Origin of the sequence: Streptomyces sp. SID9727 (assembly GCF_010550605.1) — a bacterium.
GTDB lineage: Bacteria > Actinomycetota > Actinomycetes > Streptomycetales > Streptomycetaceae > Streptomyces.
On sequence record NZ_JAAGNI010000455.1, the window covers coordinates 22,176 to 45,880 of the forward strand.

The following is a 23,705-nucleotide window of genomic DNA, read 5'->3' on the forward strand; positions in this document are numbered from 1 at the left end:
ACATAAAGACGTACGAATCTACAGTGGAGTGAGGCATACTGGCGGGTGTCGGCAGCAGAGCGCAGGAGGGTGATGTGGAATCGCTCACGAAGAAGATCACGATCGACCGGAGCAGTCCGGTCCCCCTCTATTTCCAGTTCGCCCAGCAGTTGCAGAGCCTCATCGAATCGGGCGACGTGCCGCCCGGCACCAGGCTGAGCAACGAGATCCAGATGGCCGATGAGTTCGGCCTCTCCCGCCCGACCATGCGCCAGGCGATGCAGCACCTCGTCAACAAGGGGTTGCTGGCCCGCAAGCGCGGCGTGGGCACTCAGGTCGTCACCAATCGCATACGCCGGCAGGTCGAGTTCACCAGCCTCTTCGAGGACCTGGAGCGGGACGGCCGCCGCCCGTCCACGCAGGTGCTCTCCGTCGAGACCGTGCCGGCCGGAGCCGCCACCGCGACGGCACTCGGCCTGGAAGAGGGCAGCCCGGTGTTGTCCGTCGACCGCCTGCGTCTCGCCGAGGACCAGCCGATCGCGCTGCTGCACAACTTCCTCCCGGAGGGCGTGATCGAACTGAGCGCCGGCTCCCTGGCCGAGGGCGGGCTGTACCAACTCCTGCGCCGGTCCGGCGTCGTCCTCAGCAGTGCGGAGCAGACCATCGGAGCCCGTAGGGCGACGGCCGCGGAGGCCGCACTGCTCGACGAGGCCCGCGGCGCGACCCTGCTCACCATGACCCGCACCGCGTTCGACGGCTCGGGGAGGCCGGTCGAGTACGGGTCGCACGTCTACCGCGCCTCCCGCTACGCGTTCGAGATGACCGTCTCCGCGCACTGACCCGCGGACGCGTCGGCACACACGCACGCACCCGTGGCGAGAGGCGGCGCGGCGTCACGGGGGTCAGTGTCCCCGTTTGAGCAGGGCGTCGGACAGGTCGGCGGCGGCGTCCTTGAGGCGCCGCCCGATGCCGTCGAGGCGACGCAACAGCTCCCGGCGGCGGAGCGTGTCGACGCGCACCCCCTCGCGGAGCAGCGCGGCCATGGCTTCCTGGTACGCGCGCCGCACCCGCCCGGCGGCCTTGCGGGCGGCCATGGCGCCCTGATGCACCCGACCAGGGGTGCCCGTCAGTTCGCCGACCGCCTCGCGCAGGGCGATCAGGCCCTCGCGCACCGCCCGCAGGGCAGGCAGGTCCGCAGGGTTTCCGGGCAGGCCGAAGAGATCGGTCTCCCGCACCAGATCCCGCAGGCCGTCGAGGACATCGTCGACGGACCGGGAGAAGCGGTAGAGGTCCTCACGGTCGATGGGCGTGGTCAGTGTCGCGGACAGCTCCGCGACGAGCGCGGCCCGGCGTTCGTCGCCCTCGTGTTCCACACCGGCCATGCGCTCGCGCGCCTCGGCCGGAGAGACGCGCCCCGCGGCGAGGTCCGCCGCGAGGTCGACACCCCGGATGGTCGCGTCCAGTTGTGCGGTCAGCAGGCCGATGGCTGTGCGGTGCGTGCGTCCGGTGAGATCGCCGATGACGCGGCGCACGGTCGCGCTCATCATGAGACGGCTCCCTTGAGGATCAGGCCGGCCAGCGCGCCGGCGACGAAACCGGCCGGCAGCGTGACCAGCCAGACGGTCAGCAGTGGAAGGGTGTACTGCCAGCGCACACGTCGGCCGCCCTCGCTGACACCGGTGCCGACGAGTCCGCCGGCGACCGACTGCGTCATGCTGACCGGCATGCCGAAGCCGGCGGTGGACAACACCGCGGCGGACGAAGCGAATTCGGCGGACATCACCTGCCACGGCCGGGTGGTGAGCAGGCGGCTGGTCGCCCCGCGTGCCACCCTGCGCGCACCCGCCATGGCGCCCGCGGCGAACACCGCGGCCACCAGGACGTCTCCGGCCTGCCACGGCTGCGGCATGAGCACGTCTCCGGCGAAGGCCACGGCCACCACCGCGAACATCTTCTGCGCGTCATTGGCCGCGTAGGCCAGGCACTGGCAGCCGAACGCCGTCAGTTGCAGACCGCTCACGATCCGCGGCATGCCGTGCAGGGAGGGCAGCAGACGCATCGCGCGGCCGATGACCCAGCCGGCTCCCGCTCCCACCAGGGGCGCGGCAGCGCCGACGGCCAGCACCATGCCCAGGCTGCCCCACGCCGGACGGATGCCGATGGCGACATCCGCTCCGGCCAGTGCTCCCAGGACCGCCAGGGTCAGGGAGGTGGGCACGCCGCGCCAGGCCAGCAGCAGGACCAGCACGACCGCAGCTCCGGCGCCCGCGAGGAAGACCAGCCGCGCGGCGTCGGGCGGCCCCTGTCCGAGGTGGCCGGTGAACGTGCGGGCCACGGTGAGTCCGAAGAGGTCCGGTCCCAGTCCGACGGCCAGGACGAGCAGCGTGAGGAGCAGTCCCGCCGAGCGGCCCCGGTGCCGTACGGCGAGCTCCAGCAGAGCACCTCCGTCGTTGGCGCCGCAGACGAAGACGAAGGCGACAGCGGTGACGCCCAGGGCGATGGTGACGGTCACGTGGGAGCCTCTCTCACGGCTGGTCCAGGTGCGGCCGGTGTGCGGCCGCTGCGGAAAGGGGAGGGCGGCGCACGCCGCCCTCCCGGTGCCGTTCGGTCAGCGCACGCCGGCGGCGCGCAGTACGTCGGACAGGTCGACGAGCTTGTAGTTGGTGTCGGTGCGGTCCCCGTCGTCACCGGACGCCGGGGCGTTATAGCCGTCCTGCGCGACGAACAGGCCGTTCGGGAAGGCCGTGCCGAGCGCCCGGCCCGTGGCGGCGATGCCGTCGGTCTCCTCGGAGCCGTCGGCCACCGTGCCGGGCGCCACCCGGAAGGCGCCGGTCCACTCGTCGTCGTCCGAGGTGTCGTAGACGGAGTAGGTGTAGTCGCCCTGGCTGGAGACGATCAGGTACTGGTGGCCGGAGGGTCCGCGGAACAGGGTGAGTCCCTCGGTGTCCGCGGTGATGTGCTTGCCGCCGTAGCCCGGGTCGGCGCCCGCCACGCACTCGTCGCTCTCCGGGTCGTAGACCGCCGGTATCCCGAACTGGCGCGTCCGGTCGACCAGTTCCGGATCGTCGTCGAGGTCGGCGTCCACCTTCCAGACGCCGACGTCCTCCTGGCCGATGTAGACCTCCTCCTCGTCGGCGTCCACCGCGAGACCCTCGATCTGCGGACCGTCGCCCGGGTCCTGGCACGGGCTCCAGACGCCGCCGGGCGTGCGGAAGGTGCTCGGCAGGGTGAGCGTGCGGACCTTGTCGTAGGTGACGGTGCCGGACCGGGTGACACGCAGTTCGAACAGCGCCAGGTCAGGGGTGTGGCGGCGACTGGCGAGCACGTACGAGCGGCCGGTGTCCGGGTCCCGCCACGCCGCGGTGCCGTACGCCGTGTACTGGTCGTCGACCTCCGCCTCGGTGGCGGCGAACGCCCGCGGGACAGCGGTGTCCGTGACGTCGGTCAGCGGTGCGCCCGGCCGGGAGCTGTCGATCCGGTAGAAGCGGATGCGGTCGCGCCCGCGGTCGGTGACGACGGCGACGTCCGAGCGCCGGCCGTCGGGGAACCGCACTCCGGTGAGCACATCCACGTTGTTGAAGCGTCCGGGTGCGGACTCGGCCCCGGGCGCGGCCGGGGCGGGGAGGGACTGCACCAGCGAGCCGTCCAGGCGGTAGACGTCCAGGCCGCCCTCCTTGGCGGTGCCCAGCACCAGACTGGAGCCGGGGTGTGCGGAGTTGTACCAGATCGCGGGGTCGTCGGCGTTGGAGTTGCCGCCGGCCTCGTCGTCGAAGAGGGCCCGGGTCTCGGCCTTCGCGTACACCGGCGCGACGGAGTGGTTGCCCGGGAGCGGCGGCGTCGAGGCGGTGGCGGTCGCGGCGGTCAGGCCGGTCGCGAGCACGGCGAGACCGGCGGCCAGGCGGGTGCGTCTGTGCATGGTTACTCCTTGACGGAAGTGAGTCACCTCATCGGTGAGGACGGACCTTACATAAGAATGTGCTGACAAATAAAGAGGCGTGTCACGGCCTCTGTCGGTGGAGGGCGAATGACTTGCTGGTTGCGTGGAGGTGAACATGGCGTGAACTGGTTTCATCCTGATGTCTTGACATAGCGCTTCGGGCAGGTCGAAGCTGTCCGGCATCAGGTCGCCGAGCGGTGCTCGTTGGCCTCGGACCACGCCAATCGAGCCCGGTTCTCTCCGGGACACCGCGGGAGGTCAACTCATGCCCAGCTTTGTTCTCAGAGCCGTCACCGGCCCCGGCGGCCGGTGTCGGCGCATCGCCGTATCCCTCGTCCTCGCGGGTGCGCTCGGCGCCGCGGCGGCCTGCGCGCCGTCCACGGGCCCGACGGACACCGGAGCCGAAACCGACTCCGCATCGGTCCCCAAGCCGCAGATCGACTCCGATTTCGACCTGGACGCACTCGTCGCCGAGGCGAAGAAGGAGGGCAGCGTCACGGTCTACGACAGCACCGGTGACATCACCAAGACCGCTGCCGCGTTCACCGCCGAGTACGGTATCAAGGCCACGGGGGTCAAGAGCAAGGTCGGCGACACCCTCGAGAAGATGACCAGGGAGAACCAGGCCGGCAACGTGACCATCGACGCCACGTTCTACGAGGACGGGCCCTCGCTCGTCGGCCAGTTGCTGGCACAGAAGGTCGTCTACACCTGGATACCCGGCAGTCTCGCCCAGGACATACCCGCCTCCCGGCAGAGCCCTCTGCAGGTGCTGTCCAAGGGGAACATGTGGATCTACAACCCCGAGCTCTTCCCCGAGGGCTGCCCCGTGAAGAACATCTGGGACCTGGCTGACCCCGCCTGGAAGGGCAAGGTCGCCATGCAGGACCCCCTGGGCAAGCCCAACATCGTCGAGTTCTTCAACCAGCTGAAGGCCGGCGGGGAAGCCGGGCTTCGGCAGGCGTACCGGACGAAGTACGGAAAGGAACTGGCCTCCGGAGACTCGGCGGCGGAGACGTGGATCAAGGGGCTGGCCAAGAACAGCCCGATCCTGACCTCCTCGGACGACGACGCCGCCGCCGCGGTCGCCTCACCGAACCAGACCAAGGACCGGGTCGCCCTGGTGTCCAACGCGAAGTTCCGTGACGTGAAGGAGAAGAACTACAGCATGAGGGTCTGCGACGGGATGCAGCCCTGGTCCGGTTACCAGTACCCGAAGTACGCCGCCGTGGCCACGAAGACCGCGCACCCGGCCGCCGCCAAGCTGTTCGTGTACTTCATGCTCACGCAGGACGGCGTGGACACCCAGCTGGGCAACGGCGGTCTCCCGGGCAACCCGGTGCTGAAGCAGGGCGCGTTCCTGCCCGACGGGCTGACCGACTGGAACAAGCAGCTCTTCGTCTTCGACCCGGCCGAGCTCAAGAACGACTTCGACAACCTGCAGCCGACGCAGGACCTCTGGCGCCTCAACCACGGCTGACCGACCGCCGGCGCGTCCTCCCGGGACCCCGCCGGCCCGCATACGGACACGGACACGTTACGGAGAACCGCGTATGGCCGCCGCAACCCGTTCACCCGATACCGCCCCACCCGAAGCCGACGGACCGGCGGGAACCCGACGCAGCCGACTGCGCTACCGGCTGAGTGTCCTACGGCACGAGCCGACGCATCTCCTGGGCGTCCTGCTCGTCATCGCCCTCCTCTACCTCGTCCTGGCACCGCTGATCGCGGTGCTCTCCGACTCCACCCAGGTGCAGTACGGCGACGAGGGCCAGGCCCGTCAGGCGCCTGGCAGCCTCACCAGCTACTACTTCTGGCGGGTCTTCCGTTCACCGGTCGCCAGGATCCTGTTCTGGGAGCCGCTGCTGCACACCGTCGTGGTCGCGCTCGGGGTCACGGTCGTGGCCGTGGTCCTCGGAGGATCCATGGCCTGGCTGCTGACCCGTACCAACGTCATGGGCCGCAAGTGGCTGTCCACCGCGCTGGTCGTGCCGTACATGCTGCCGTCCTGGACCTTCGCCCTGGCCTGGCTGGCACTGTTCAAGAACGACTCCTCCGGCGGGCAGATCGGCATCCTGGAGTCCTGGGGCGTGCACACGCCGAACTGGCTGGCGTACGGCCAGGTGCCTATCATCCTCTGCCTGGGGCTGCACTACTACCCGTTCGTCCTCCTGCTGTTCGGCAACGCCCTGCGCCGCATCGACAGCCAACTGGAGGACTCCGCCCGCATCCTAGGCGCCGGCCGCCGTACGGTCGCGGCCCGGATCACCCTCCCGCTGATGCTTCCGTCGCTGTCGTCCTCGGTCCTGCTGGTCTTCGGCCGCATCCTCGGTACCTTCGGCACCCCCTACATTCTGGGCCTGCCCGTCGACTACAGCCTGCTGTCCACCTCGCTGTTCCGGGCGGTCAACAGCCACCAGCGCGGCGTCACCGCCGTGCTGACCGCGGTCATCGTGGTGGTCGGGGTCCTGGTGATCCTCGTCGACACCCGGCTTGCCAGGGAACAGAAGCGCTTCATCACGGTGGGCGGCAAGGGTGCCATGGACCGCGTCTCCGACCTCGGACGCTGGCGCCGGCCCGCACTCGGTGCCGCGCTGGCCGTGTTCACCGCGGGCGTCGTCCTTCCGGTGGCCACCCTCGCCCTGTCCACCGTCACCAAGACCCCCGGCGTCTTCCGCGCCGACAACTTCACCCTCAAGTACTGGATCGGCGGCCATCTCTCCGGCGCCCCCGGGTTCCCGCACGGTGTGCTGCGGGGCAGCCAGCTCTACGAAGCCGCGTGGAACAGTCTGCGCATCGTCGGCCTCGCCGCCCTCATCTGCGGCGTGGTGGGACTGCTCGTCGGCTACGTCGTGGTCCGCGCCGGCAGCAGCAGGACCGGCTCGCTCCTGCGGCAGATCAGCTTCCTGCCGTACATGGTGCCGGGCATCGCCTTCGCAGCCGCCTTCCTCTCGCTGTTCGCGGTACGCCGAGGGCCGGTTCCCGCCCTGTACGGCTCGGTCAGCCTGCTCGTGCTCGTCCTGGCCGTCACCCACCTCCCCTACGCCTCACGGTCGGGCATCAGCGCCATGACACAGCTCGGCCGGGAACCGGAGGAAGCCGCGCAGATATCCGGGGCCGGCTGGTTCACCCGGCTCCGCAAGATCATCATCCCGATCCAGCGCGGCGCTCTGACCACCGGCGTCATCCTGCCGTTCATCTCCGGGCTGAAGGAACTGAGCATCGTCATCATGCTCACCACCACCGGCACCCAGTTGCTGACCACGCTGTCGATCAACCTGGTCGACTACGCCTACGACCAGATGGCCAACGCGGTGGTGCTCGTCATCGCCCTGGTCTCCTTCCTCGCCACCTACCTCACCCAACGCCTGACCAAGACCAACCTGTCGTCCGGACTCGGAGGCTGAAGACGTCATGCCGACCATCACGCTCTCGTCGGTGCGCAAGAGCTACGGCTCCGGACCGCCCGCGGTCGACAACCTCGACCTGGAGATACCCGACGGCTCGTTCACCTGCCTGCTGGGCCCTTCCGGGTGCGGGAAGACCACCACCCTGCGCATGATCTCCGGGCTGGAACCGCTCAACGCCGGCACCATCACCGTCGGCGACCGGATCATGGACTCCACCGTCGACGGCGTCTTCGTCCCGCCGGAGAAGCGAGGCATGGGCCTCGTGTTCCAGAACTACGCGCTCTGGCCCCACCTGACGGTCGCCAAGAACGTCGAGTTCGGCCTGAGGGTCCGCAAGGTCAAACCGGCGGAACGTGTCGAACGCGCCGCCGCCGCGCTGAGGATGATGCAGATCGAATGGGCTGCCGACCGCTACCCCGCCCAGCTCTCCGGCGGCCAGCAGCAGCGCGTCTCCCTGGCCCGCATGCTCGCCGTCAATCCCCACGTACTGCTGCTGGACGAGCCCTTGTCCAACCTCGACGCGCAGTTGCGCCTGGACATGCGGGCCGAACTCAAGCGCATCCACGACGAGACCGGCCACACCATCGTCTTCGTCACGCACGACCAGCTGGAAGCCATGACCATGGCCACCCACGTCGTGGTGATGAACAAGGGACACGTCCAGCAGATGGCACCGCCCATGGAGGTCTACACCCGGCCGGCCAACACCTTCGTGGCCCGCTTCGTCGGCAGCCCTCCGATGAACCTCTTCGAAACCGGCGACGACGCGTTCACCGAGGCGGCCCGCGACCGGGTCCTGGCGGCACGCCCGGGCCTCACCGGCCGGCTGAGCACCATCGGCGCCCGCCCCGAGAACCTGCGGCTCCTCGACGACGGCGACCAGCCGCCCGAGGGCACCCACGTCTTCGAAGCGACCATCAAGACCGCCCTGCCCACCGGCTCCAGCTGGACCGTACTGGTCAGGGCGGAAGCCACCGAGCTGTATCTCGTCTCGTACACCGACGTGCACGCCGCCCCCGGGACGACCGTGCGCTGCGCCGTCCGCACGAGCGACCTGCACCTGTTCGACGCGTCGGGAGACAGGCTGCCCGACGAAGCCGCCGACGCCGCACTCACCGGGGAGAACACCGCCACATGGGCCAGCTGACCCGTCCCACCGCCCTGCTGCTCGACTTCGGCGGGGTGGTCGTGGCGACGACCAACCGGCCCACCTGGGCCGGCGAACTCGCCACCGAGGTGCACACCGCACTGAGCGCGGCAGGCTGCCGCGAACTGAGCGTCGAGCACATCGAGGCCGACCTCAAGGCGGGTTCCGCGGCCGACTCGCACTGGAAGAACGCCATGAGCCGGCCCGCGGCACCCGAGGAGATGACCCACCAGCGCTTCTGGCGCGACTTCGTCGCCGCGGACTGGCCGGCCGCGGCGCACGCCTGGGTGACCGCGCACGCCGAACCGCTGTGCCACCGCCTCGGCGAACTCAAGCAGGACCGCACCACCCGCCAGGGTATGTCCGAGCTCCTCGACACCTGCGACGACCTCGGCATCGCCGTCGGCATCGTCTCCAACGCGCTCGCCGGATCCGTGCACCGCGCCTACATGGCCGAGCACGGCCTCGACAAGCGGGTGGCTGTGCAGGTCTACAGCGACGAGGTCGCCGTCCGCAAACCCAACCCGGAGATGATCCGCATCGCCGCACGGGCCCTCGACACCGATCCGGCCGGCTGCTGGTACGTCGGCGACAACTACGACCGCGACGTCCTGTGCGGCAGGCGAGCCGGGGCCGGCGCCACCGTCCTGATGGAAGCCCGCGGCACCTACGACCGCCCCTACATCGTCCAGGCGGAACCCGACGCCGTCGTCGGCGACCCGGACGAGCTGCGCGGACTGCTCCTCGGGGCACCGGCCCCGCGGACCCCCTGAGAACCGCCGGCCCGGCAGCCCGGCACCACCCGCGGACTGCCGGGCCGGCGGTGCTCCGCGCGTACTTCCCGCCCACCCGAACCACCCGATGGGAGACCCCCGTGACGACGCTCCGCCCTCCGCGGGCGCTGCTGCTGGACCACGGCGGCGTGCTGATGAGGTCCGTCAAGCACCCCGAGCGCATGGATGACTTCGCCGCCCGCGTGCACGCCCTGACCGGCCCTTCATCAGGTCTCGACCGCGCCGCCGTGCTGGCCGACATCACCGCGGGCAAGGCCGCGTACCGGGCCTGGAAGAACGGGTCCGTCCGCACCCCCGCGCCCCGCGAGATCAGGCACCGCGAACTCTGGGAGGACTTCATCGCCGCCGACTGGCCGCCCGCCGCCCGCGCTCTCGTCGGTGCGGAGGCGTCCTGGCTGTGCCGAGAACTGGTCCTCGCCGAAAGCGACAGGACGGTGGCCCCGGGCATGCTCGAGACGCTGCGGCTCGCCCGCCGCCACGGTGTCCGCACCGGCATCGTCTCCAACACCCTCGTCGGCGCCCTCAACCGGGATCTGGCCCGGCGCTTCGGCACCGACCCCCTGCTCGACGTGCAGGTCTACTCCGACGAGACCGGGCGGCGGAAACCCGACCCCGAGATGATCCGCCTGGCCGCCCGCGCCCTGTCGGTCGACCCCTCCGAGTGCTGGTACGTCGGCGACAACCACGACCGCGACGTGGTGTGCGGGAAGCGCGCCGGAACCGGGGCGACGATCCTCATGCGCCCCGCCGACCGCCGCGACCCGCACGCCCGCCCCCGGGCCGACGCCGAGGTCGCCGACGGCACGGAACTGCTGGACCTGCTGCGTACCGCACTCACCCGCCACGACACCGGGCTCACCCCCGGGCAGGAGGCCGCGGCATGAACGAACTGGACGAGCTTTCCGTACGGCTGCGCGAGGTGGCCACCGAGGCGGCGTTGACCGTCGCTCCCGACCTGGTGGCGGCCTTCCGGAGCACCATGGACGTGGCCTTCAAACGCGACGAGCACGACCCCGTCACCGTGCACGACCAGCGCGCCGAGGAGCGCATCCGCGACCTGCTGGCCAAGCGGGTGCCGGACAGCACGGTCGTGGGCGAGGAAGGCGGCCGCCAGGACGGCAGCGGCCGCATCGCCTGGTACGTCGACCCCATCGACGGGACCGCCAACTTCGCGCGCGGTCTCGCCTTCTTCTGCACCTCCGTCGGCGTGACGGTCGACGGAGAACCCGTGGCGGGCGCCATCGTCGACCCGGTCGCCGGACACGTCTTCACCGCCGACGCCACCGGCGCCCGCCTCGGCGGCGAGCCGCTGCGCCCCGGCGGAGTGCGCGAGGAGGGCCGCGGGCTGCTCATCACCGGCTTTCCCACCACCCGGGAACTGGCGTGGAACGACCCGCAGACGCTGCCGAGGTTCGGTGAACTCGTCGCCCGCTACGGCACCGTACGCCGCACCGGAAGCGCCGCGCTGACCCTCGCCCACGTCGCGGCCGGCTGGTGCGACGCGGCCCTGGGCACATCCGTCAACGCCTGGGACATCTGCGCCGCCCGCGTGCTGGTCCGTCGCTCCGGCGGTGTGTACCACTCCTTCGCCGGCGACGACGGCTGGGACCAGCCCGGGTATCTCGCACACGGGGCGAACCTCGAACCGCTCGCCGCGCGCGAGTTCGTGGAGTGGTACCTGAGCCGACTGCCCGCGAGGAGTACCTCATGACGACGCCCTCGATACCCCCGCACCACATGTGGATCGTCACCGACCTGGACGGCACGCTGGTCGACCGCGACCTGCGGATCGTGCCCCGCAGCGCCGAAGCACTGCGGCGCTACCAGGACATGGGCGGCACCGTGGTCATCGCCACCGGCCGCAACGAGGTGTCCGCGGGCCGCTACCACCGTGAACTGGGCCTGAGCACACCTCTGATCGTCTACAACGGCGCACGCGTCGTCGATCCGCTGTCCGGAACACGGCTGCTCGATCTGGACCTGGGGGTCTCCTGGGACGCCCTGCGCGATGATCTGCTCCCCGAACTCCCCGAAGGCGTAGGAGCGGTGGCCTTCGCCGGCGAGGACGCCCACATTCTGCGGGCAGCGCCCTCGCTGGCGGCATACGCCGGCCGCGACCGGATCGAACTGCGCGAGGACGCCGTGCGGCAGGCACCGACGAAGGTGATGCTGATCGCCGACCGCCCGGGCCTCGGCCCGCTGGCGCGGCTGGCGGCCAGGCACTGCCCGGCCGCCCGGCTTCTCCAGTCCGAGGACACCTATCTGGAGATTCTGCCGGCCGGCGCGGGCAAGGAGGTGGCGGTGCGCCGGCTCGCCGAGCGGGCGGGCGTGCCGATGGAACGCGTCGCGGCCATCGGTGACAACCCCAACGACACCGCCATGGTGCGCGCGGCCGGCCTGGGTGCGGCGGTCGGCGACGGGCACAAGGAGGTCCGCGCCGCCGCGGACGTCGTGGTGGGCCCGTGCGGGCTCGGCGCGGTCGCCGACCTCGTGGAGCGCGTCATGGAAGGCAGCGGACAGTGATCGTCACGGTCCTCGGCTCCTCGGGGTCGGTGCCGGGGCCGGACAACCCCTGCTCCGGCTACCTGGTCGAGCACGGCGGCCACCGCCTGCTGCTCGACCTCGGCACGGGGGCATTCGGCGCGCTGCTGAAGTACGCCCGTCCGGACCAGGTCGACACCGTCGTCGTCAGCCATCGGCACGGCGACCACTCCGCGGACCTGGCGGCACTGGCGTACGCCCGGGAGAAACTGGCCCCGCGCGCCGAGCCGGCCCGGGTGATCGCACCGGCCGGCACAGGGGCGGGGACGGGCCACACGTCGGCGCTCGCCTTCGAGGACGCCCGTCCGGGGGAGATGGAGTGCGGGCCGTTCAGGCTCCGTCTGGTGCCCGTACGCCACTCGGTGGAGACGTACGCCGCGCGCGTCGAGGCCGGCGGGAGGTCACTGACCTACACCGCTGACTCCGGGCCGTGCCGCACGCTCCTGGACCTGGCCCGCGGCAGCGGAGTGCTGCTGGCGGAGGCGGCACTCGGTCCCGGAGACGGGCCCGGTGCGACACCCGGCTGCTGGGACGGTGACAGCACCGGACCGCCTCCGCACCATCTCACCGCCCGGCAGACCGGGGAACTCGCGGCCGCCGCCGGCGTCGGCCTGCTCGCGGTCACCCATCTGCGTCCGTGGGCGGACGCCGGCCACTCGCTGGCCGCGGCGGCGGCTCGCTTCGGCGGGCCCGTGCTGCTGGCCCGGCCGGGACTGCGGCTGGCCCCCGGCCGCCCCGTGCGCGCGCCGAACCCGCAGGAGGAGAATTGAGACGCGACGAGAGGCCGCCGGCCGCGGTAGGCATCGTCCGCGAGGCGGCCACGATGATCAGAACGTCCGCCCACCCGCTACGCGTCCGCCAGGAGGCGCCGGCGGGGGCCGGTGCGCTTCTCCCACGTGAGGCCGGGGGAGTGGCCACGACGTGGGACGGCCGCGGCCGGCGGTCCGGTGACGCCACGGTGGTGGCCGGCGACGGCCTGGCGCACGAGGCCGTGCTGTCCCGTCCGGCGGCGGTGCGGTCGGCCGGCGGGGCGATGGCACGGTGAATCACGACGGGACATCACTCGCCCACTTGGCGGTGGCCTTCGCTCTGTGTGCCGTCATCGGTCTGGAGCGCGAGTACCGCCAGAAGTCGGCCGGCCTGCGCACCCATGTGCTGGTCGGCCTCGGGTCGGCGCTCTTCATGCTGGTTTCGAAGTACGGCTTCGCCGACATGCTGGGACTGCCCGGCGTGGGACTGGACCCTTCGCGTGTCGCCGCGCAGATCGTATCCGGCATCGGGTTCATCGGCGGCGGACTGATCTTCGTGCGCAGGGACGCGGTGCGCGGTCTGACGACGGCGGCCAGCGTGTGGCTGGCGGCGTCGATCGGCGCGGCAGCGGGCTCGGGGCTTCTGGTGCTGGCAGCCGCCGTGACCGCGGCCTACCTCCTGGTGGCGTTCGCGTTCCCCGTGCTCGCACGACGGTTGCCCCGTTCGCCCTCGGAGTCGGTCCTTCTGCACGTCAGCTATCTGGACGGGCGGGGACTTCTGCGTGACATCGTCCGTGAGTGCACGGGAGCGGGATTCCATGTGGCCGGCCTGCGAACGGCGGGCTGCCCGCCGACGGACGCGAGCCCCGCCCAGGTGGGCGTTCTGCTCGAACTGTCCGGCAACGGGGTGCACGACGAGTTGGTTCCCCGGCTGTCCGATCGCGAGGGAATCACCGAGGTGGCTCTGTTGCAGGACGAGGCCGACTGAAGGACTCCGCGCACGCACAGGCGTGGTCCCCCTCCCGGCGGGGCCGGGCGCCCGGCATGAGCGATTCTTCAGTCAGTATGTAAGGACAATAGGTTGACAGGTTACCCTGTGACGGAGCAAGCTCGGTCACGAGAGCCGGGCACGGGCCCGGCACACCCACCACGGAGAGAGAAGAGGCACGGCATGCCGATCAGGCCGGCCCACGCCGTACACATCACCGAAGGAGGCAGGCCGTGACCGCACCCCTCACCCAGCGCATCGCGGGCGCACCCATCTCCTGGGGCGTCTGTGAAGTCCCGGGCTGGGGACACCAGCTCGGCACCGACTTGGTCCTGCGGCAGATGCGCGAGGCCGGACTCGCCGCCACCGAGTTCGGACCGGAAGGCTTCCTGCCCGACGCCCCCGCTGCCAAGGCGGCGACACTCGCCGCGCACGGTCTGCGCGCCGTGGGCCAGTTCGTGCCGGTCGTCCTCCATGACCCGGACCACGACCCGCTCCCCGAGGTCGAGACCGCGCTGACCGGTCTCCTGGCGGCCGACGCCCGCACCGTCGTCATCGCCGCGGCGACCGGGGCCGACGGCTACGACGACCGGCCCGCGCTCGACGCCGCGGGGTGGTCCGTCCTCCTCGCCAACCTCGACCGGATCTCCCTCGCCGCGGCCGACGCGGGCGTCCTCGCGGCCCTCCACCCCCACGTCGGCACGATGATCGAATCGGGCGACGAGACGCGGCGGGTCCTCGACGGCTCGGGCATCGGGCTGTGCCTGGACACCGGACACCTGCTCATCGGCGGCGGCGACCCCCTGGCCCTGGCCGCCCGCCTGCCCGGCCGCATCGTTCACGTGCACCTCAAGGACGTACGCCGTGACCTCGCCGACGACGTACGCGCCGGGCGCACGACGTACACCCGGGCGGTCGCCGAGGGCATGTACGTCCCCCTGGGTGCCGGCGACATCGACATCGCCGGGATCGTCCGGCTGCTGGAGGCGGACGGATACGCCGGATGGTACGTGCTCGAACAGGACACCATCCTGCGCGCCGCACCCGGCGAGGACGGCGGAGCCGACCCCCTCGACGACGTCCGCGCCTCGGTCGCCCACCTTCGCTCCCTCGCCGCCGGCGACGGGTCCGCCGCCGGCACCGTGGTGGGCTGACCATGGCGCACGAGTTCCTCGCCATCGGACGGGCCGGCGTCGACATCTACCCGCTCGACCACGGCGTCGGCCTCGAACAGGTGAGTACGTTCGAGAAGTTCCTCGGCGGAAGCGCCATGAACGTCGCCGTCGCCGCGGCCCGCCACGGCCGTGACGCCGCCCTGATCACCCGGGTGGGCCGTGACCCATTCGGCCGCTACGTCCAGCAGGAGGCCGCCCGCCTCGGCGTGGACACCACCTTCATCACACCCCTCGCCGCGTCGGACGGACCACCCACCCCGGTCACCTTCTGCGAGGTCTTCCCGCCCGACGACTTCCCGCTCTACTTCTACCGGTACGGTGCGGCGCCCGACCTCATGATCGATCCCGGCACACTGCCCTTGGAGGACATCCGCGAAGCGGCGGTGTTCTGGGCCACCGTCACCGGCCTGTCGGCGGAGCCCAGCCGTACAGCCCACTTCGCAGCCTGGCGGTGCCGCGGACGGCGTACTCGCACGGTCCTGGACCTGGACTACCGCCCCATGTTCTGGACCGGAACCGAGGAGGCCCGCCACCAGGTCGACCGCGCCCTCGAGCACGTCACCGTCGCCGTCGGCAACCGGGAGGAATGCGAAGTCGCCGTCGGGGAGACGGACCCGCGGCGGGCGGCGGACGCCCTGCTGGAGCGCGGCCTGGAGCTCGCCGTCGTCAAAATGGGGCCGGCCGGTGTCCTGGCCGCCACCGCGGACGAACAGGTGCGCGTCGCGCCGTTCCCCGTCGAGGTCGTCAACGGGCTCGGCGCGGGTGACGCGTTCGGAGGCGGCCTCGTCCACGGTCTGCTCAGCGGCTGGGACCTGCGCCGCGTCATCGAGTTCGCCAATGCCGCAGGCGCCATCGTCGCCTCCCGCCTGGCCTGTTCCACCGCCATGCCGACCACGGCCGAGGTACAGGCGGTTCTCGCGTCCCGGTCATCGGCCCATGCCGAAGGGATCGCCTGATGGACGCCGCACGACTCACCGAGATCCGGGCCCGCGAGCCCGGCCGTATCGCACGGTCCTGGCAGAAGCGCTCCCGTCGGCCGCTGACCGGCGAAGACGGCCGCCTGCTCATCGTCGCGGCCGACCATCCCGCCCGCGGAGCTCTGGGCGCGGGTGGGGACGAGGCGGCCATGGCGAGCCGCAGCACCCTGCTCGACCGCCTGGCGACCGCGCTGTCCCGCCCCGGCGTGGACGGCGTGCTGGGCACCCCGGACCTCCTCGACGACCTGCTGCTGATGGGCGCCCTGGAGAACCGGGTCGCCATCGGCTCGATGAACCGCGGCGGACTCCAGGGCGCGTCCTTCGAATTCGACGACCGGTTCACCGCCTATACCGCCCAGGCGATCGCCGGGCACGGGCTCGAAGGCGGCAAGACACTCACCCGGATCTGTCTCGACGACCCCGGCACCGCGGCCACGCTCGAAGCGACCGCCGCCGCCGTCACCAGCCTGGCCGACCACAGCCTCATGGCCATGATCGAACCCTTCCTCACCGTCCGCGAGGAGGGCCGTGCGCGCAACCTCCTCGACCCCGACAGCGTCATGAAGTCGATCCACATCGCAAGCGGCCTCGGCGCGTCCAGCGCCTACACCTGGCTCAAACTGCCGGTCGTCGACGAACTCGAACGCGTCCTGGACGCGACCACCCTGCCCACCCTGCTGCTCGGCGGGGACCCGCAAGGCGATCCGCACGACACCTACGCGTCCTGGGCGAAGGCGATGTCACTGCCCGCGACGCGAGGACTGGTCGTCGGACGCACCCTGCTCTACCCGCCCGACGGCGACGTCGCAGCCGCCGTCGACATCGCGGCCGGGATCGTGCACGGGAGCGGCGCATGAGCGACAACAGCCGATGGGTGCGCCCCCTGGGCACGTCCGCCGACGGGGGATGGCAGACCGCCGTCACCGCCGACGGCCGGGACTGGCGGCACACCAGCCTCCGTGTGACGACCCTGGCCCCCGGCGAGAGCCGAGTGGTGGACGCCACGGCCTGGGAACACCTCGTCGTGCCGCTGTCGGGCGGCGCCCAGGTCACCGCGGTGACCACCGACGCACGCACCCACGTAGCGGAACTCACCGGCAGACCCGATGTGTTCGCCGGTCCCACCGACACCGCGTACGTGCCCGCGCAGTCGCGGATCACCCTCCGGGCCTCGGCCGGACCGGTCCGGCTCGCTCTCGCGGGGGCACGCGTGGCGGGCGACACCCGGCGGGGCTCGCCCGGCGGCCACGCCTTCCGGCACCTGGGCGCGGCCGAGGTACCGGTCGAACAGCGCGGGGCCGGCAACGCCTCCCGGCAGGTACGCAACTTCGGCACCCCCGAGGTGCTCGGCGCGGACGCCCTCATCGCGTGCGAGGTCGTCACACCGGCAGGCAACTGGAGTTCGTGGCCGCCGCACAAACACGACACCGCGCTGCCGGGGGAGGAGAGCGAACTGGAGGAGATCTACTACTTCGAGACGGCACCCACGGACAGCCGCTGCACCGACCCCGTCGGCTATCAGCGCGTCTACACCTCCGACACCCACCGGCCCATCGACGTACTCGCCGAAGTCCGCACCGGCGACGTCGTCCTGGTGCCCCACGGATGGCACGGGCCCGCGATGGCCGCGCCCGACGCCCACCTGTACTACCTCAACGTCATGGCCGGTCCCGGCCCCGGGCGAGCCTGGCTCATCAGCGACGACCCGGCCCACGCCTGGGTCCGCGAGACATGGCCGGACCTGCCCTTCGACGCTCGGCCGGCGCCCCACCGGGCCGCCGGAGCCACCCGGCCCGAACCCCGCACACCAGGAGGCGCCGCATGAACACCGCACCGTCCGCAACCGTGCGGCTCACCGTGTCGCAGGCGACCGTCAGGTTCCTCGCCGCCCAGTGGTCCGAGCGCGACGAACAGCGCAGACCACTGTTCGCGGGCGTCCTCGGCATCTTCGGCCACGGCAACGTCGCGGGCATCGGCCAAGCACTGCTCGAACACGAACACGAACACGCAGCGGACGGGCGCCCCGGTCTTCCCTACATCCTGGCCCGCAACGAGCAGGCCATGGTGCACACCGCGGTCGCCTACGCCCGGCAGAGGGACCGCCTGCAGACCTGGGCCTGCACCGCGTCGATCGGCCCGGGATCCACGAACATGCTCACCGGAGCGGCACTGGCCACCATCAACCGCCTGCCCGTCCTGCTGCTGCCCTCCGACACGTTCGCCACCCGCCCCAGCGCCCCCGTGCTCCAGGAACTGGAACACCCCTGCGCTGCGGACATCTCCGTCAACGACGCCTTCAGGCCCCTGTCACGGTTCTTCGACCGGGTCAACCGCCCCGAGCAACTGCCCTCGGCGCTCATGGGAGCCATGCGGGTGCTCACCGACCCCGCGGAGACCGGCGCGGTGACGATCGCCCTGCCACAGGACGTCCAGGCCGAGGCGTACGACTGGCCCGCCGAACTGTTCCACGACCGCACCTGGCACGTGGCCCGCCCACCGGCCGAAGCCGCCCGCCTCGCGGCTGCCGCCGACCTCGTACGACGGGCCCGCCGGCCGCTCATCGTGGCGGGCGGCGGCGTGCACCACTCCGCGGCGGAGGAGGCGCTCGCCGCGCTGGCCGGGACGACCGGCATCCCGGTCGGTGAAACCCAGGCGGGCAAAGGATCGCTTCCCCATGGCCATCCGCAGCAGATGGGCGGCATCGGCTCCACGGGCACGACCGCGGCGAACGCCCTCGCCCGGGACGCGGACCTCGTCATCGGCGTGGGTACACGCTGGACCGACTTCACCACCGCCTCGCGCACCGCGTTCCAGCACGACGACGTCCGCTTCATCAGCATCAACGTCACCGGTTTCGACGCCGGCAAGCACGCCGGTCTCCCGGTCGTGGCCGACGCCCGTGAGGCGCTGACCGCCCTCACCGACGTACTGGGCGGACACCGTGTCGACTCCGCCTACGAGAAGCGGCAGGGCGAGTTGTGGCACAGCTGGAACGAGCGGGCCGAGGCCGCGTACAACCCGCCGCCCGAGGTGACCGGGCGGCTCGCCGACGGCGTCCTCACCCAGGGCACCGTGCTCGGCTGTGTCAACGAACTGACCGACCCGCGCGACGTCATCCTGTGCGCGGCCGGTTCCATCCCCGGTGACCTGCACAAGCTGTGGCGCGTCCGCGACCGCAAGGCGTACCACGTCGAGTACGGCTACTCCTGCATGGGCTACGAGATCCCCGCCGCGCTCGGAGTCCGGCTCGCCGACGACACCCGGGACGTATTCGCCATGGTCGGCGACGGCGGCTACCTCATGATGCCGACCGAACTGGCCACGGCCGTCCAGGAGCGCCTCAAGGTCATCGTCGTCCTCGTCCAGAACAACGGCTTCCACTCGATCGGCTCACTGTCGGAATCGCTCGGCTCCCAGCGCTTCGGCACCCGATACCGCTACCGCTCCGCCGGCGGACGCCTGGACGGCCCGAACCTGCCCACCGACCTCGCCGGCAACGCCCGCAGCCTCGGTGCCCACGTCGTCGAGGCCCGTTCCCGCGCCGAATTGGCGGCAGCCATCGCACAGGCCAAGGCGTGGCCGGCGGACGGCGGTCCCTTCGTCATCCACGTCGAGACCGACCCGCACGTCCCCGCGCCCGACAGCGACAGCTGGTGGGACGTCCCCGTCGCCGCGGTCTCCCGGCTCGGCACGACGCGGGAAGCCCACGCGGTCTACACGGGCCACAAGAAGGCCCAGCGGCCCTTGCTCGCCCCCGCGGCCGACCGGGAGCGGAACAGCGCGTCCGCCGTGCGCCCCGGCAACCAGTCCTGACCACATCGCAGAAGGAGCCCGCCTTGAGCGCGCAGCGCATCACCCACTTCATCGACGGCCGTCCCTGGACCGGGCCGGCCGGACGCACCAGCCCGGTCCACAACCCCGCCACCGGGGAGCTGACCGCGACCGTGGACCTGGCCTCGGCCGAGCTCGTCGACGCCGCCGTCGCCTCCGCCGGGACGGCCTGGCGGGACTGGCGCGCACAGTCCCTCGCCAAGCGGGTGCGGGTGCTCTTCGCCTTCCGGGAACTGCTCAACGCGCACAAGCGGGAGATCGCCGCCCTGATCACCGCCGAGCACGGCAAGGTCCTGTCGGACGCGCTCGGAGAGGTCACCCGGGGGCTTGAGGTGGCCGAGTTCGCCTGCGGGATTCCGCAGCTGCTCAAGGGGGACTACTCCGAGAACGCGTCGACCCGGGTGGACGTCCACTCCGTCCGGCAGAGTCTCGGCGTCGTCGCGGTGATCTCCCCCTTCAACTTCCCCGCCATGGTGCCCATGTGGTTCGTGCCCATCGCGCTGGCCTGCGGCAACGCGGTGGTGCTCAAGCCCAGCGAGAAGGACCCCAGCGCCGCCCTGGCCCTGGCCGCCCTGTGGAAGGAAGCCGGCCTGCCCGACGGCCTGCTCCAGGTCGTCAACGGTGACAAGGAGACCGTCGACGCGCTCCTCCACCACGACGACGTCAAGGCGGTGTCCTTCGTCGGCTCGACACCCATCGCGAGGTACGTGTACGAACAGGCGACCGCCCGTGGCAAGCGGGTCCAGGCCCTGGGCGGCGCGAAGAACCACATGCTGGTGCTGCCCGACGCCGATCTCGACCTCGCCGCGGACGCCGCCGTCAACGCGGGCTTCGGCTCGGCCGGCGAACGGTGCATGGCGATCTCCGTGCTCGTCGCCGTCGAGCCGGTCGCCGACGCGCTCGTGCCCCGGATAGTCGAACGGATGCGCCGCCTGCGTACCGGCGACGGAACCCGCGACTGCGACATGGGCCCCCTGGTCACCCGGGAACACCGGGACAAGGTCTCCTCATACGTCGACGCCGGCGTCAAGGCCGGTGCCACCCTGCTCGTCGACGGCCGCGAAGGCGCGGTCGACGCGGACGGAGACGGCTTCTTCCTCGCTCCCACGCTCTTCGACCGCGTCGGCACCGACATGCCGGTCTACACCGACGAGATCTTCGGCCCCGTCCTCTCCGTGGTGCGTGTGCCCTCGTACGACGACGGCCTGGCCCTCATCAACGCCAATCCGTACGGCAACGGGGCAGCGATCCACACCAATGACGGCGGAGCTGCCCGGCGCTTCCAGAACGAAGTCGAGGTCGGCATGGTCGGCATCAACGTGCCGATACCCGTGCCCGTCTCCTACTTCTCCTTCGGCGGCTGGAAGAACAGCCTGTTCGGAGACACCCACGCGCACGGTACCGAGGGGGTCCACTTCTTCACCCGGGGGAAGGTCGTCACCTCCCGGTGGGCCGACCCCAGCCACGGCGGCATCGACCTCGGCTTCCCGCAGAACGGGTGAACGGCTCCGGCCCGAACGCCGGCCCCGGCCTCGCTCAGTGGCAGCTCTCTCGCCGCCCGGTCGACCTTGCCGGGGCGCCGCGGGAGCCAGTGCCTGGCCTTCGGCGCCCAGCCGGCCACGGCCGCCCTGTGGTCTCGGCCAGTCCGCGGGCGACGGGCCTGGCCCGCAAGGCGTCGCCTGCGCAGACGAGTGCGACCGGGGCCATCGCGGCGGCTTTGAGCGCCACCGTGGAGGTCAGGCCCGTCGCCGGACCCCCACGGTGACACGGAGCACGGTTCACCAGGGCCGGTAGGAAGGCCGGACGCTGCGTAGTTCGGTCCTCAGAACGGGCGTGCCGTCGACGGACGCCGGGTCCTCCGCGGTTGGCTCGATTCCGCCGGCAGCGACCTTGTCGAGCGTCTTCAGGCCGGCGGCGCCGACCGTGCCGAACACCGTGTAGTCCGGCCGCAGCACGGAGTCACCGTAGACGACGAAGAACTGCGAACCGTTCGTGTCGGGCCCGGCATTGGCCATCGCCAGCAAGCCGCGCCCGTAGACGCGACGGGCTCCGGTCGGATCGCTCGGGGCCGGCGGCAGGTCCACTGGCAGCTCGTCCTTGTAGGCGTACCCCGGTCCGCCCTCGCCGGTGCCGGTCGGGTCGCCGCACTGCAGGACCTTGAGCGTCGGATACGCCGTCAGCCGATGACACACCGTACGGTCGTAGAACCGGTGCCGCGCCAGGTGCACGAAGCTCTGGACCGTGCATGGCGCCTTCGCCCGGTCCAGACGGAGGGGAAGCGGCCCCTGGCTGGTCGGGACAGCCATGTCGATCGTGCCGTGACTGGGGGTGTGCCGCGGGTCGGGCGGCAGGGGAACCGGCCGCGCCGCCGGCTCGTCCGGGGTCTGGGAGTACTGGCAAGGACCGTGCGTGGTTCGCGGCGGGGCGTCGGAAGCGGAGGCGGTGACGCCGCCCCCGGACACGACCAGCGTCAATGCGGCCAACGCGGTCATGAGGGATCGGTTCATCCTGCAGACCCTCCAGAAGATCGTCGGGTTTCGGAGCGGTCGAAGTCTAAGGCGCGGCCCGTCGGGCGAGTACCCGTCCGCAAGCCATATTCGCCTCCTTCGCGATCAGCGGAGAGCGGGGAACAGCAGCACCTGATGACCGGCCTCGTCACGGATGTTGCCACGGGGCAGGCGAAGCAGGACGGCCGTGCGGCTCAGCGGAGTGAGCCCGCCCGCACATGTCGCGCACCTGGTTCCCGTAGGGCAGGGGTTCGCCCGCGCGGTGGCGACGGGTCTCGGCCTCCTCAGCCCGCTGCCGTGGCCCTGCCGGCCCGGGCTGCCAGTCGCGTAGACCAGTCGCGTAGCGCAAGGTGTCGAGCGCGGCGATGACGGGTACAGCGTGGCATGCGCTGCTGCCCGGCGCCGTGCCGTGACCGCGTCGTTCAGGGACGCGGACACGGCTCGTCCGCTCAGACTCCCGTTCCCTTGAGGAGAACATCGTCATGAAGGTCCTCGTCGTCCTCACCTCGCACGACCGGCTCGGCGACACCGGCCGTGCCACCGGGTTCTGGCTGGAGGAACTCGCCGCCCCCTACTACCGCTTCAAGGAGGCGGGGTGGGAGATCACCCTCGCTTCCCCCAAGGGCGGCCAACCGCCGCTGGACCCCAAGAGCAACGAGCCCGACGCCCGGACCGACCAGACCCGCCGTTTCGAAGCGGACACCGAAGCCATGACGGCACTGGCGAACACCGTCCCCCTCAGCTCCGTCAACGCCGACGCATACGACACCCTCTTCTACCCCGGCGGCCACGGCCCCCTGTGGGACCTCGCCGAGGACGCCGACTCCGCCCGCCTGATCGAGACCACCCTGCGCGCCGGCAGGCCCCTCGCCCTGGTCTGCCACGCCCCCGGCGTACTGCGCCACACCCGCAACGAAGACGGCACGCCCCTCGTACGCGGCAGGAAGGTCACCGGCTTCACCAACACCGAGGAGGAAGGCGTCCAGCTCACCGAAGTCGTTCCCTTCCTCGTCGAGGACGAGCTCAGGAAGCTCGGCGGCCACTACACCAAGCAGGCGGACTGGGAGCCCTACGTCGTCCAGGACGGTCTCCTCATCACCGGCCAGAACCCCGCCTCCTCCGGTCCCGCAGCCGACGCCCTCGTGGAGTTCGTCTCGTCCCGCACCTGAGCAACCGACCGCCGCGGGCATGCCCGACCGGTGGTCGCGGTTTGCCGGCCAGCACCTCCGGATGCGCACGCTCCCCGGTCCCCGAAGGGCCGGAGCACCTGGACGGCTCCGGCCGCTCCCCGGCCGACATCCGCGCCGTGCTCCTGGACCCACGCGGGGTGCGGCCCGTGTACGTCTCGCCATGAGCACCGAGCCGCAGCCTGTTGCGATGCGCGGGCCGATCACCGTATGGTCGCGCGGGCGACGATGATCGCGAGGGGGGCTTCGGCGGGCACCGCGGAATCCACGGGCCGGCGACCGGCGACGGATCCGCGACGCGCACGGCGGGCCCACGTACGTGCCCGTCCGGCCCGGGCCGGGAGAGCGAACGACGGGCCGTTGTCGTCCCGGTCTCCTCCGCACCGCCGCCCCGGACCGACCACCGCCGTCTTCATCGAAACAGCCGCCCGTGACCACCTCGCCCAGCGGAACGTGACCGTCGTGCCCGCGGGCCCCACCCGT

General features: G+C 71.5%; 22 protein-coding genes. 18 read left to right on the forward strand and 4 right to left on the reverse strand.

Annotated features, from left to right (window positions below; genetic code table 11):
* The first annotated feature begins 74 nt into the window (after window positions 1-74).
* Entirely contained in the window at window positions 75-818 is a 744-nt protein-coding gene (locus G3I41_RS31620) for a GntR family transcriptional regulator (protein WP_164403964.1), read from the forward strand.
* A gap of 63 nt (window positions 819-881) precedes the next feature.
* Here the strand turns inward: G3I41_RS31620 and G3I41_RS31625 are convergent, their stop codons facing one another.
* The 3 genes from G3I41_RS31625 to G3I41_RS31635 form a co-directional block, all read right to left on the reverse strand.
* Window positions 882-1,526, reverse strand: coding sequence for a DUF47 family protein (locus G3I41_RS31625; RefSeq protein WP_164403965.1), 645 nt, complete (start codon window positions 1,524-1,526; stop codon window positions 882-884).
* Window positions 1,523-2,491, reverse strand: a complete 969-nt coding sequence (locus G3I41_RS31630; protein WP_164403966.1) for an inorganic phosphate transporter — start codon at window positions 2,489-2,491, stop codon at window positions 1,523-1,525. The genes G3I41_RS31625 and G3I41_RS31630 overlap by 4 nt, the downstream gene beginning before the upstream one ends.
* A gap of 96 nt (window positions 2,492-2,587) precedes the next feature.
* The gene (locus tag G3I41_RS31635) at window positions 2,588-3,895 is read right to left on the reverse strand and encodes a phytase (RefSeq protein ID WP_164403967.1); all 1,308 of its coding nucleotides are present in this window, start codon (window positions 3,893-3,895) and stop codon (window positions 2,588-2,590) included.
* Window positions 3,896-4,181: 286 nt separating this feature from the next.
* On the opposite strand from G3I41_RS31635, the gene G3I41_RS31640 reads away from it, so the two are divergent.
* The 16 genes from G3I41_RS31640 to G3I41_RS31715 all read left to right on the forward strand — a co-directional run bounded on the left by G3I41_RS31640 (window position 4,182) and on the right by G3I41_RS31715 (window position 21,030).
* Window positions 4,182-5,396: an ABC transporter substrate-binding protein gene (locus tag G3I41_RS31640; RefSeq protein WP_164403968.1), complete on the forward strand. Its 1,215-nt coding sequence runs from the start codon at window positions 4,182-4,184 to the stop codon at window positions 5,394-5,396.
* A gap of 73 nt (window positions 5,397-5,469) precedes the next feature.
* Window positions 5,470-7,323, forward strand: coding sequence for an iron ABC transporter permease (locus G3I41_RS31645; RefSeq protein ID WP_164403969.1), 1,854 nt, complete (start codon window positions 5,470-5,472; stop codon window positions 7,321-7,323).
* 7 nt (window positions 7,324-7,330) lie between these two features.
* Window positions 7,331-8,473: an ABC transporter ATP-binding protein gene (locus G3I41_RS31650; protein WP_164403970.1), complete on the forward strand. Its 1,143-nt coding sequence runs from the start codon at window positions 7,331-7,333 to the stop codon at window positions 8,471-8,473.
* A complete protein-coding gene (locus G3I41_RS31655) occupies window positions 8,461-9,246 on the forward strand; it encodes an HAD-IA family hydrolase (RefSeq protein ID WP_164403971.1) in 786 nt (261 codons plus the stop codon). The genes G3I41_RS31650 and G3I41_RS31655 overlap by 13 nt, the downstream gene beginning before the upstream one ends.
* Before the next feature lie 101 nt (window positions 9,247-9,347).
* Window positions 9,348-10,151, forward strand: a complete 804-nt coding sequence (locus tag G3I41_RS37565) for an HAD family hydrolase (RefSeq protein WP_164403972.1) — start codon at window positions 9,348-9,350, stop codon at window positions 10,149-10,151.
* The gene (locus tag G3I41_RS31665) at window positions 10,148-10,978 is read left to right on the forward strand and encodes an inositol monophosphatase family protein (protein WP_164403973.1); all 831 of its coding nucleotides are present in this window, start codon (window positions 10,148-10,150) and stop codon (window positions 10,976-10,978) included. The genes G3I41_RS37565 and G3I41_RS31665 overlap by 4 nt, the downstream gene beginning before the upstream one ends.
* Window positions 10,975-11,790 (forward strand): HAD hydrolase family protein, encoded by an 816-nt coding sequence (locus tag G3I41_RS31670; protein WP_164403974.1) that lies wholly within the window; start codon window positions 10,975-10,977, stop codon window positions 11,788-11,790. Before G3I41_RS31665 ends, G3I41_RS31670 begins: the two co-directional genes overlap by 4 nt.
* Complete coding sequence (locus tag G3I41_RS31675) at window positions 11,787-12,578, forward strand: MBL fold metallo-hydrolase (RefSeq protein ID WP_164403975.1); 792 nt, start codon at window positions 11,787-11,789, stop codon at window positions 12,576-12,578. Before G3I41_RS31670 ends, G3I41_RS31675 begins: the two co-directional genes overlap by 4 nt.
* The gene (locus G3I41_RS36550; RefSeq protein WP_203601926.1) at window positions 12,575-12,853 is read left to right on the forward strand and encodes a hypothetical protein; all 279 of its coding nucleotides are present in this window, start codon (window positions 12,575-12,577) and stop codon (window positions 12,851-12,853) included. Before G3I41_RS31675 ends, G3I41_RS36550 begins: the two co-directional genes overlap by 4 nt.
* Window positions 12,854-12,885: 32 nt before the next feature.
* Complete coding sequence (locus G3I41_RS31685) at window positions 12,886-13,545, forward strand: MgtC/SapB family protein (protein ID WP_343242262.1); 660 nt, start codon at window positions 12,886-12,888, stop codon at window positions 13,543-13,545.
* 233 nt (window positions 13,546-13,778) lie between these two features.
* A complete protein-coding gene (locus G3I41_RS31690) occupies window positions 13,779-14,699 on the forward strand; it encodes a TIM barrel protein (RefSeq protein ID WP_164403977.1) in 921 nt (306 codons plus the stop codon).
* A 2-nt stretch (window positions 14,700-14,701) separates the two neighbouring features.
* Entirely contained in the window at window positions 14,702-15,676 is a 975-nt protein-coding gene (gene iolC, locus G3I41_RS31695) for a 5-dehydro-2-deoxygluconokinase (RefSeq protein ID WP_164403978.1), read from the forward strand.
* Window positions 15,676-16,554 carry a deoxyribose-phosphate aldolase gene (locus tag G3I41_RS31700; RefSeq protein WP_164403979.1) on the forward strand — a complete coding sequence of 293 codons (879 nt, stop codon included), beginning with the start codon at window positions 15,676-15,678 and terminating at the stop codon, window positions 16,552-16,554. The genes iolC and G3I41_RS31700 overlap by 1 nt, the downstream gene beginning before the upstream one ends.
* Window positions 16,551-17,522: a 5-deoxy-glucuronate isomerase gene (gene iolB / locus G3I41_RS31705; RefSeq protein ID WP_164403980.1), complete on the forward strand. Its 972-nt coding sequence runs from the start codon at window positions 16,551-16,553 to the stop codon at window positions 17,520-17,522. Before G3I41_RS31700 ends, iolB begins: the two co-directional genes overlap by 4 nt.
* On the forward strand, window positions 17,519-19,510 hold the full coding sequence (iolD, locus tag G3I41_RS31710; protein ID WP_164403981.1) for a 3D-(3,5/4)-trihydroxycyclohexane-1,2-dione acylhydrolase (decyclizing): 1,992 nt from the start codon (window positions 17,519-17,521) through the stop codon (window positions 19,508-19,510). Before iolB ends, iolD begins: the two co-directional genes overlap by 4 nt.
* Before the next feature lie 23 nt (window positions 19,511-19,533).
* Window positions 19,534-21,030, forward strand: a complete 1,497-nt coding sequence (locus G3I41_RS31715) for a CoA-acylating methylmalonate-semialdehyde dehydrogenase (RefSeq protein WP_164403982.1) — start codon at window positions 19,534-19,536, stop codon at window positions 21,028-21,030.
* A gap of 276 nt (window positions 21,031-21,306) precedes the next feature.
* Here G3I41_RS31715 and G3I41_RS31720 read toward each other — a convergent pair whose 3' ends face one another.
* Window positions 21,307-22,035: a peptidylprolyl isomerase gene (locus G3I41_RS31720; protein ID WP_164403983.1), complete on the reverse strand. Its 729-nt coding sequence runs from the start codon at window positions 22,033-22,035 to the stop codon at window positions 21,307-21,309.
* A gap of 482 nt (window positions 22,036-22,517) precedes the next feature.
* On the opposite strand from G3I41_RS31720, the gene G3I41_RS31725 reads away from it, so the two are divergent.
* A complete protein-coding gene (locus tag G3I41_RS31725; protein WP_164403984.1) occupies window positions 22,518-23,204 on the forward strand; it encodes a type 1 glutamine amidotransferase domain-containing protein in 687 nt (228 codons plus the stop codon).
* Window positions 23,205-23,705 lie beyond the last annotated feature (501 nt).

Coding starts and splice junctions, on each gene's coding strand:
- G3I41_RS31665 (WP_164403973.1), top strand. CDS start 10,148: ATGAACGAACTGGACGAGCTTTCCGTACGGCTGCGCGAGGTGGCCACC.
- iolD (WP_164403981.1), top strand. CDS start 17,519: ATGAACACCGCACCGTCCGCAACCGTGCGGCTCACCGTGTCGCAGGCG.
- G3I41_RS31645 (WP_164403969.1), top strand. CDS start 5,470: ATGGCCGCCGCAACCCGTTCACCCGATACCGCCCCACCCGAAGCCGAC.
- G3I41_RS31725 (WP_164403984.1), top strand. CDS start 22,518: ATGAAGGTCCTCGTCGTCCTCACCTCGCACGACCGGCTCGGCGACACC.
- G3I41_RS31670 (WP_164403974.1), top strand. CDS start 10,975: ATGACGACGCCCTCGATACCCCCGCACCACATGTGGATCGTCACCGAC.
- G3I41_RS31700 (WP_164403979.1), top strand. CDS start 15,676: ATGGACGCCGCACGACTCACCGAGATCCGGGCCCGCGAGCCCGGCCGT.
- G3I41_RS31635 (WP_164403967.1), bottom strand. CDS start 3,895: ATGCACAGACGCACCCGCCTGGCCGCCGGTCTCGCCGTGCTCGCGACC.
- G3I41_RS31720 (WP_164403983.1), bottom strand. CDS start 22,035: ATGAACCGATCCCTCATGACCGCGTTGGCCGCATTGACGCTGGTCGTG.
- iolB (WP_164403980.1), top strand. CDS start 16,551: ATGAGCGACAACAGCCGATGGGTGCGCCCCCTGGGCACGTCCGCCGAC.
- G3I41_RS31655 (WP_164403971.1), top strand. CDS start 8,461: ATGGGCCAGCTGACCCGTCCCACCGCCCTGCTGCTCGACTTCGGCGGG.
- iolC (WP_164403978.1), top strand. CDS start 14,702: ATGGCGCACGAGTTCCTCGCCATCGGACGGGCCGGCGTCGACATCTAC.
- G3I41_RS31640 (WP_164403968.1), top strand. CDS start 4,182: ATGCCCAGCTTTGTTCTCAGAGCCGTCACCGGCCCCGGCGGCCGGTGT.
- G3I41_RS31650 (WP_164403970.1), top strand. CDS start 7,331: ATGCCGACCATCACGCTCTCGTCGGTGCGCAAGAGCTACGGCTCCGGA.
- G3I41_RS31625 (WP_164403965.1), bottom strand. CDS start 1,526: ATGATGAGCGCGACCGTGCGCCGCGTCATCGGCGATCTCACCGGACGC.